8 protein-coding genes and 1 pseudogene are annotated in these 6,000 nt (G+C 29.3%); 1 reads left to right on the forward strand and 8 read right to left on the reverse strand.

The genetic code is table 11. The features are described 5' to 3' along the window. Positions 1 to 455: 455 nt before the first annotated feature. The 4 genes from ACREV6_RS06990 to ACREV6_RS07005 all read right to left on the reverse strand — a co-directional run bounded on the left by ACREV6_RS06990 (position 456) and on the right by ACREV6_RS07005 (position 3,462). Positions 456 to 1,511: a type IV pilus twitching motility protein PilT gene (locus ACREV6_RS06990; RefSeq protein ID WP_431577281.1), complete on the reverse strand. Its 1,056-nt coding sequence runs from the start codon at positions 1,509 to 1,511 to the stop codon at positions 456 to 458. After that, the gene (gene aroE, locus ACREV6_RS06995; protein WP_431577282.1) at positions 1,511 to 2,290 is read right to left on the reverse strand and encodes a shikimate dehydrogenase; all 780 of its coding nucleotides are present in this window, start codon (positions 2,288 to 2,290) and stop codon (positions 1,511 to 1,513) included. The genes ACREV6_RS06990 and aroE overlap by 1 nt, the downstream gene beginning before the upstream one ends. A 91-nt stretch (positions 2,291 to 2,381) precedes the next feature. Continuing rightward, positions 2,382 to 3,098 (reverse strand): RNA polymerase sporulation sigma factor SigK, encoded by a 717-nt coding sequence (gene sigK / locus ACREV6_RS07000; RefSeq protein ID WP_431577298.1) that lies wholly within the window; start codon positions 3,096 to 3,098, stop codon positions 2,382 to 2,384. A 202-nt stretch (positions 3,099 to 3,300) separates the two neighbouring features. Continuing rightward, the gene (locus ACREV6_RS07005) at positions 3,301 to 3,462 is read right to left on the reverse strand and encodes a hypothetical protein (protein ID WP_431577283.1); all 162 of its coding nucleotides are present in this window, start codon (positions 3,460 to 3,462) and stop codon (positions 3,301 to 3,303) included. A 275-nt stretch (positions 3,463 to 3,737) separates the two neighbouring features. On the opposite strand from ACREV6_RS07005, the gene ACREV6_RS07010 reads away from it, so the two are divergent. Further along, a complete protein-coding gene (locus ACREV6_RS07010) occupies positions 3,738 to 4,178 on the forward strand; it encodes a helix-turn-helix domain-containing protein (protein WP_431577284.1) in 441 nt (146 codons plus the stop codon). Positions 4,179 to 4,232: 54 nt separating this feature from the next. On the opposite strand, the gene ACREV6_RS07015 is transcribed toward ACREV6_RS07010, so the two are convergent. The 4 genes and pseudogenes from ACREV6_RS07015 to ACREV6_RS07030 all read right to left on the reverse strand — a co-directional run. Next, on the reverse strand, positions 4,233 to 4,601 hold the full coding sequence (locus ACREV6_RS07015) for a hypothetical protein (protein ID WP_431577285.1): 369 nt from the start codon (positions 4,599 to 4,601) through the stop codon (positions 4,233 to 4,235). A gap of 113 nt (positions 4,602 to 4,714) precedes the next feature. Continuing rightward, positions 4,715 to 5,290, reverse strand: coding sequence for a hypothetical protein (locus ACREV6_RS07020; protein ID WP_431577286.1), 576 nt, complete (start codon positions 5,288 to 5,290; stop codon positions 4,715 to 4,717). Positions 5,291 to 5,409: 119 nt separating this feature from the next. Beyond that, positions 5,410 to 5,583, reverse strand: coding sequence for a hypothetical protein (locus tag ACREV6_RS07025; protein WP_431577287.1), 174 nt, complete (start codon positions 5,581 to 5,583; stop codon positions 5,410 to 5,412). 100 nt (positions 5,584 to 5,683) lie between these two features. Beyond that, a pseudogene (locus ACREV6_RS07030) lies at positions 5,684 to 6,000 on the reverse strand (hypothetical protein); the annotation flags it as partial.

Genomic DNA, 6,000 nt, shown 5'->3' on the forward strand with positions numbered 1-6,000 from the left:
TTATTTAAATGAATTTTTTATAATATTTATTATAAATTTAAATACAATTAAAGTCGCTTGCTTTTTTTCCTATTTCTGTAGAAGTATGTAAACTTAATTTAGAATTAGTAAACTATAACTATAATTATAATAATAATTATAATTATAATGTTAAAAAGTTAACTTTTCTTCTAGGCTTAGTATAATAGCAATATATAAAAAAAGCAATATTATATTACTCAGGTAACTTTATCCATTTAATATAGGATTTAATCATAACCTTTGATGCTGCAGTATTAACGACTTTGAAAGATATCTAGACCGCCACCGAAGTTTTTTCTTTGTTATAATATGTATCTTCCGATTATAGAAGGGGGATACTTTTCTTCTGAAATGTCATTAAAATTTAGCTTTAAAATAAAAATAAAGCTAAAAGCTATAATTACTCTATGCTTTTAGCTCAATTTAATTATTGACTAAAGTGATAGCATTCTTAACATCATTTCATTGTCTACTGAGTACGTCATCGCTTCATCCTTTGATATAATGCCTTTTTTATATAAATCTGCAATGGACATGTCCATAGTTTTCATACCATATTTCCCACCAGTTTGAACACAAGACTGTAATTGATGTGTTTTACCTTCCCTTATAAGGTTTTGGATTGCTGGAGTTGATATCATTATCTCAAGGGCCGCCACTCTTCCTTTTTCATTAACTTTAGGTAGTAATTGCTGAGATACTATTCCTTGCATTACTGCAGCTAACTGGACTTTAATTTGTTGCTGCTGATGTGGAGGAAATACATCCACTATTCTATCTACTGTTTTTGCCGCACCTATAGTATGTAGCGTAGAGAAAACCAAATGTCCTGTTTCAGCTGCGGTAATAGCAATAGAAATTGTTTCAAGATCTCTCATTTCGCCTACTAATATAACATCTGGATCTTCTCTAAGGATAGCTCTTAAAGCATTTTTATAATTTTTACTGTCTTTTCCAATTTCTCTTTGATTAATGATGGATTTATTATGTTTATGCAAATACTCAATAGGATCCTCTAATGTTATAATATTACATGCTCTAGTAGAATTAATTTCATTAACCATAGCAGCTAGTGTGGTGCTTTTACCACTGCCTGTAGGTCCTGTTACTAAAACTAACCCTCTTTGCTTTGTGGTAAGGGCGCGAACAACCTCTGGAAAATCAAGTTGTTTAAGTGTAGGTATTTTTAGCGCAACTACTCTAATAGCTATAGTGTCGCTTCCCCTTTGCTTATAAACATTAACTCTAAACCTTCCAAGTCCTCCAATAGAGTAAGAGGTATCAATTTCTCCATTTTCATAGTATTCTTCATAAGAATCTTGCAAAATTTCCCTTGAGTATTTTTCAGTATCTGATGGAGTTAATTTATCTTTCCCTACTTGTATTAGATGTCCATTAACTCTAATAATTGGCACGGAACCAACTGTTAAGTGCAAATCTGATGCATTTTGTTCCGTAGTTTTCTCTAGCAATTCACTAAGTGATATCATTATTTTTCCCCCTGTTCTTTTAATGAAGCTTTCCAAATATCTATTGCAAAATGGGCTTGAAATTTAAGCATATTGTTGCCATTTATAATCTTTGCTCCATTTTCTTCACCTTGCTTTAAAAACAATGTTTTCTCGGGTATATAGTTTAAATCGTATAATATATTTTTTTCTGAAGTATTTTCTAGTTTTAATGTCAATTTCTCAAGATAATTTATTCCACCTAGCGGTGTACAATTTACAATTATATTGTAGTTGTTGCAATCTATAACCGAATTAAATTCTACAAAATTATCCATTTCAGAAAATTTACGTATAATTTTACACTTGTCTCTTCCTGTAATATCTATACATTCTATTCCCAAATCTTTAAGTGCAAAAAATACGCTTTTTGCCGCTCCTCCATTTCCAATAATTAGCGCTCTACCATTTAGAGAATTAATCCCCTCTACTTGTAAGCTTTTAATAAAACCTAAATAATCTGTATTGTATCCAATAAGCTTATTATTTCTTAATACGACTGTATTAACCGCTCCTATATCTTTTGCTGGATACATAACCTTGTCTAGGAAATTAATAATATGCTCTTTATAAGGTATAGTTACATTAAATCCTATTATATTATTATCATCTAAACTTTCAATAAAATAAGGTATTTCATTCTTTTGTAAATCAAATAACTTATAATTAAAATCATATCCATTTAGTCTATAATACTCATTATGAACTTTCGGTGAACGAGAATATTGTATATTGTTTCCTAATAATCCAGTATATTTCAATTTATCATCTCCAAGTTATAATACGGACAATTTATAATATTCGACAGAATTATAAAATTCTCCTTTTTTTATTTTTTTCTATTCTCTATAACTATTTATTAGAACAATTGAGTCTAGGTTTATTAGTACTATTTAATTCCCTATAAAGTTTCTTCAATGCTCTTTTTTCAATCCTAGATACATAAGACCTAGAAATTCCCAGAATTAATGCAATTTCTCTTTGAGTTCGAGGATTTCCATCAAGTAATCCATAACGCATCTGAATTATTATTTTTTCTCTATCCATTAAAGCTAAGTTTATCTTACTATAAAGCTTTTTAATTTGTATTTTATTTTCTACAATCTCAATAATAGAATCTTCATCACTACTTAATACATCCATAAGAGATATTTCATTTCCCTCTTTATCAATTCCAATAGGGTCCTGCAAATACACTTCACCTTTTGTTTTTTTATTATTGCGAATAAGCATGAGTATCTCATTTTCTATGCACCTTGCAGCATAGGTAGCAAGCCTTGTTCCTTTACTTGTATCAAAGGAATCAATGGCTTTAATTAATCCCACAGTTCCAATTGATATTAAATCATCTACGTCCTTTCCTGGATAGGAATATTTTTTTACTATATGGGCAACTAGTCTTAAATTTCGTTCAACTAATGTACTTTTTGCTAGTAAATCGCCTTGTTTTAACTTTGTTAAATAGCATTTTTCTTCTTCTTCACTTAATGGTTGGGGAAATGAACTACTACCAGTAATATAAGCAGTTAAAAATGTAACATTTCCAATCATATCTAATAAACAATTCATGAAAAACACGGAGGTTCCTCCTAATAGTGCTTATTAATATAATATTCAAGGAACATCGATTTGTTTCCTATTTTACTTTATTTTTTCCGCAAGGTCTATATTATAACATTTTAGTAGGACATATATAAAGGAAGGCTTTTATTTTATATCTAATTTTTTCATATGGTTTTTGACGAATTTTTGACGAATATTATTTAAAGTACTAGCCAATAATATATTGGGCTAGTACTTTTTCTATTTTATTAATGTAATCTATCTCCAATACCAATAGTCTTGATATTGTTTTTGTATTGGTATCTGTATTATTATCTCCCGTTTTTTTTAAAATTAAAACATCCTCTTCGCTATTTTTTACCTGCCCCATAATTTTATCCCCCTCGTTTAATTTGTCTAATTTTCCATATGCATCCTTAATAGATTAATAATAACACATTCGATTAAATAGAACAAGCGTTCTCATATATTCAACAGGATATTATCCTATTCCATATAGTCAATAGCTTTCTTCTTCTTCTTACATTATAAATCGAAAATCTATCGAGTACCTCGATACTTTCGACATTATTGCACTAAATACTTACAAAATGCCCTTCATTATCCTATTTACAAACATTTTATCTTATAATATTATTATTATATATGAATAATTATAAATTGAAAATAAAAGAAATAAGAAAGGCGAAAGGTATTAGCGTAACCGAACTTGCAAATAAAATAGGAGTGAGCCAAAGTTATCTGTCTGATTTAGAAAATCAAAAATATAGGATTAAATTGTTTAGATTGCTGGAAATAGGAAAAGTTTTAGAGGTGTGTCCATATAAGTTGGTTGATGTTTGTATTAATTGTCCCAACAATGATGCTTTATTTTTTAAGCATTGTGCATGCATAACGGTATGCAGTAAACCCCATAGTTCGTATAATTATCTATGGGGTGTTAGCATGAATGAAAAAACTACGGTATATATAGAACCGGATCTAAAAGAAAAGGTGCAAATAAGGCTACTTAAGGACAGGGAGAAGAAAAGTCTATCCGCTTTAGTTAATGAGGTACTTGAAAGATGGTTAAAAGAACAGGAATAAAAAGTAGCTAAGGCTTTATACCCTAGCTACTTTTTATTGTATCTATGTTATTTGTTATCCTGCAACGTTTTTAGGTTGCTTAACGTATAATTGCTTATTTTTGATTAGGTGGAATATCAATAACCCTGTAAATATAAAAGAAATTACTGCCCATATTTGTAAATCACTAAACGAACCTACATTGGCTATTCCTACAATCCCAGCAAGTGCATAAAATACTATTGATGTAATAACCATACCCTTGCTTTTCTTTGAACACAATAAAATTATTCCTGCAATAAGCCATGCTAAAGCCAACATAAAGCCCGCTGAACCGCTTGCTTCTGTTTTACTTTGCATTGCGTTTCCTACCCCCATCGCACAAGATTGGAATGTTATAATTGTAAATAAAACAATACTTAAAATTCCTATTACTTTTTTCATGTAAAAGCCCCCCTATTTTTAGTCATTATATACAATTCAACATAACTTTCCATATTCCTTTAAAATTTAAATAAAAGAAGAAAGGCATTGGATTAACCAGCACCTTTCTTCTTTTATTTAATCTCTACCTTTACATTATTAAACTTATAATTTTCCATGTTTGCATTTAATATTACATTAATTTTATCTACGTTAGGTATTGGCTTAAAAAATATAATCGAATCAGCTTTTACACTAGGTTCAATACTATCAGGAGCATGAGCAATATTTTTCTCGTAATATCTTTCAAAATTGAAATCTGAATTGTATTCATATTGAACACTACTGCTAATAATTTTGCACTGCGAATCGCCAGTTAGCATTGTCTCACTTGTTTTATTTTCATATGCAACATAAATTTTAATTGAATTAGCATCTTGTACAACCTTTTTTAATGTAACTTTACTGCCTTTAACTTCCTGCTCTGCTGGCAATTTGGTTAGTGTGTTTATTTTTGTCTCTTCTTTAGGTTTCTCCTTTAAAGGTGTTACTGGTTTAGCCTCGGATTGAGAATTTGCTATTTTAATAGCTACACTTGTATCTACTAATTTATTTGCCCTATCTGTTGCGGCACTATCACCTACAAAATAACCAACTATAAATATACTAGCCGCAGCTATAGTTGCAATTATAATATGTTTTTTTTTCAAGTCTATTCCCCCTTGTACTTTTAAATTCTTAATGAATTGTACCATAAAAGGTATAATCATACAATTAATGAAATTATTTTATATACAAGAAAAGAAAAATAAATATATATAAAAAAATATTAAATTATTACGCAGCCCTTGCCAATATTATTGAATTGTTCTTCCAAATCCTTTTCTGTATAGGTACCTTCCATTTTTAAAACTAATTCATCACCATCTTTAATTTCATAGGTGGTTTCTGAAATTTTTATTAGTTTAAAAGTATCTCTAATTTTTAAAACTTCTATGGCCATCGCCTCCAAAATAAATTATTTACATATATTATATACTTATACAAAAAATAAAAAAAGACCTGAAGCTAGATTTCTCTAACCTCAGGTCTTTTAAATATAATTATATTGTTGCTACTGGATCTATTATTTTAACTGGTTGTAATTCTGTTATTCCATCCGCCGCAAAGTATTTTATAATTGGAGTTGCAATGGTTACTGGATCCTCTATGGCTTTTTCTATAATTACTTTATTTTTATTAACTTCCCCAGCAATGGCTTGTCTAAATGTTTCGATTTCTTTATCTTTTATGCCAGGTACCTTTTGCTTAATTAAAGTTTCAAATAATGTAATCTTAGCTTGGACAGTATCTCCAATAATTTCATTTAATCTAAAATGTTCTTCAACTATATTCCAAATATCCATAGCCACCAACTTAC

The sequence above is a fragment of the Clostridium sp. genome (assembly GCF_050717515.1).
Taxonomy (GTDB): domain Bacteria; phylum Bacillota; class Clostridia; order Clostridiales; family Clostridiaceae; genus Clostridium_AD.

Coding starts and splice junctions, on each gene's coding strand:
- ACREV6_RS06990 (WP_431577281.1), bottom strand. CDS start 1,511: ATGATATCACTTAGTGAATTGCTAGAGAAAACTACGGAACAAAATGCA.
- sigK (WP_431577298.1), bottom strand. CDS start 3,098: ATGAATTGTTTATTAGATATGATTGGAAATGTTACATTTTTAACTGCT.
- ACREV6_RS07005 (WP_431577283.1), bottom strand. CDS start 3,462: ATGGGGCAGGTAAAAAATAGCGAAGAGGATGTTTTAATTTTAAAAAAA.
- ACREV6_RS07010 (WP_431577284.1), top strand. CDS start 3,738: ATGAATAATTATAAATTGAAAATAAAAGAAATAAGAAAGGCGAAAGGT.
- ACREV6_RS07015 (WP_431577285.1), bottom strand. CDS start 4,601: ATGAAAAAAGTAATAGGAATTTTAAGTATTGTTTTATTTACAATTATA.
- ACREV6_RS07025 (WP_431577287.1), bottom strand. CDS start 5,583: ATGGCCATAGAAGTTTTAAAAATTAGAGATACTTTTAAACTAATAAAA.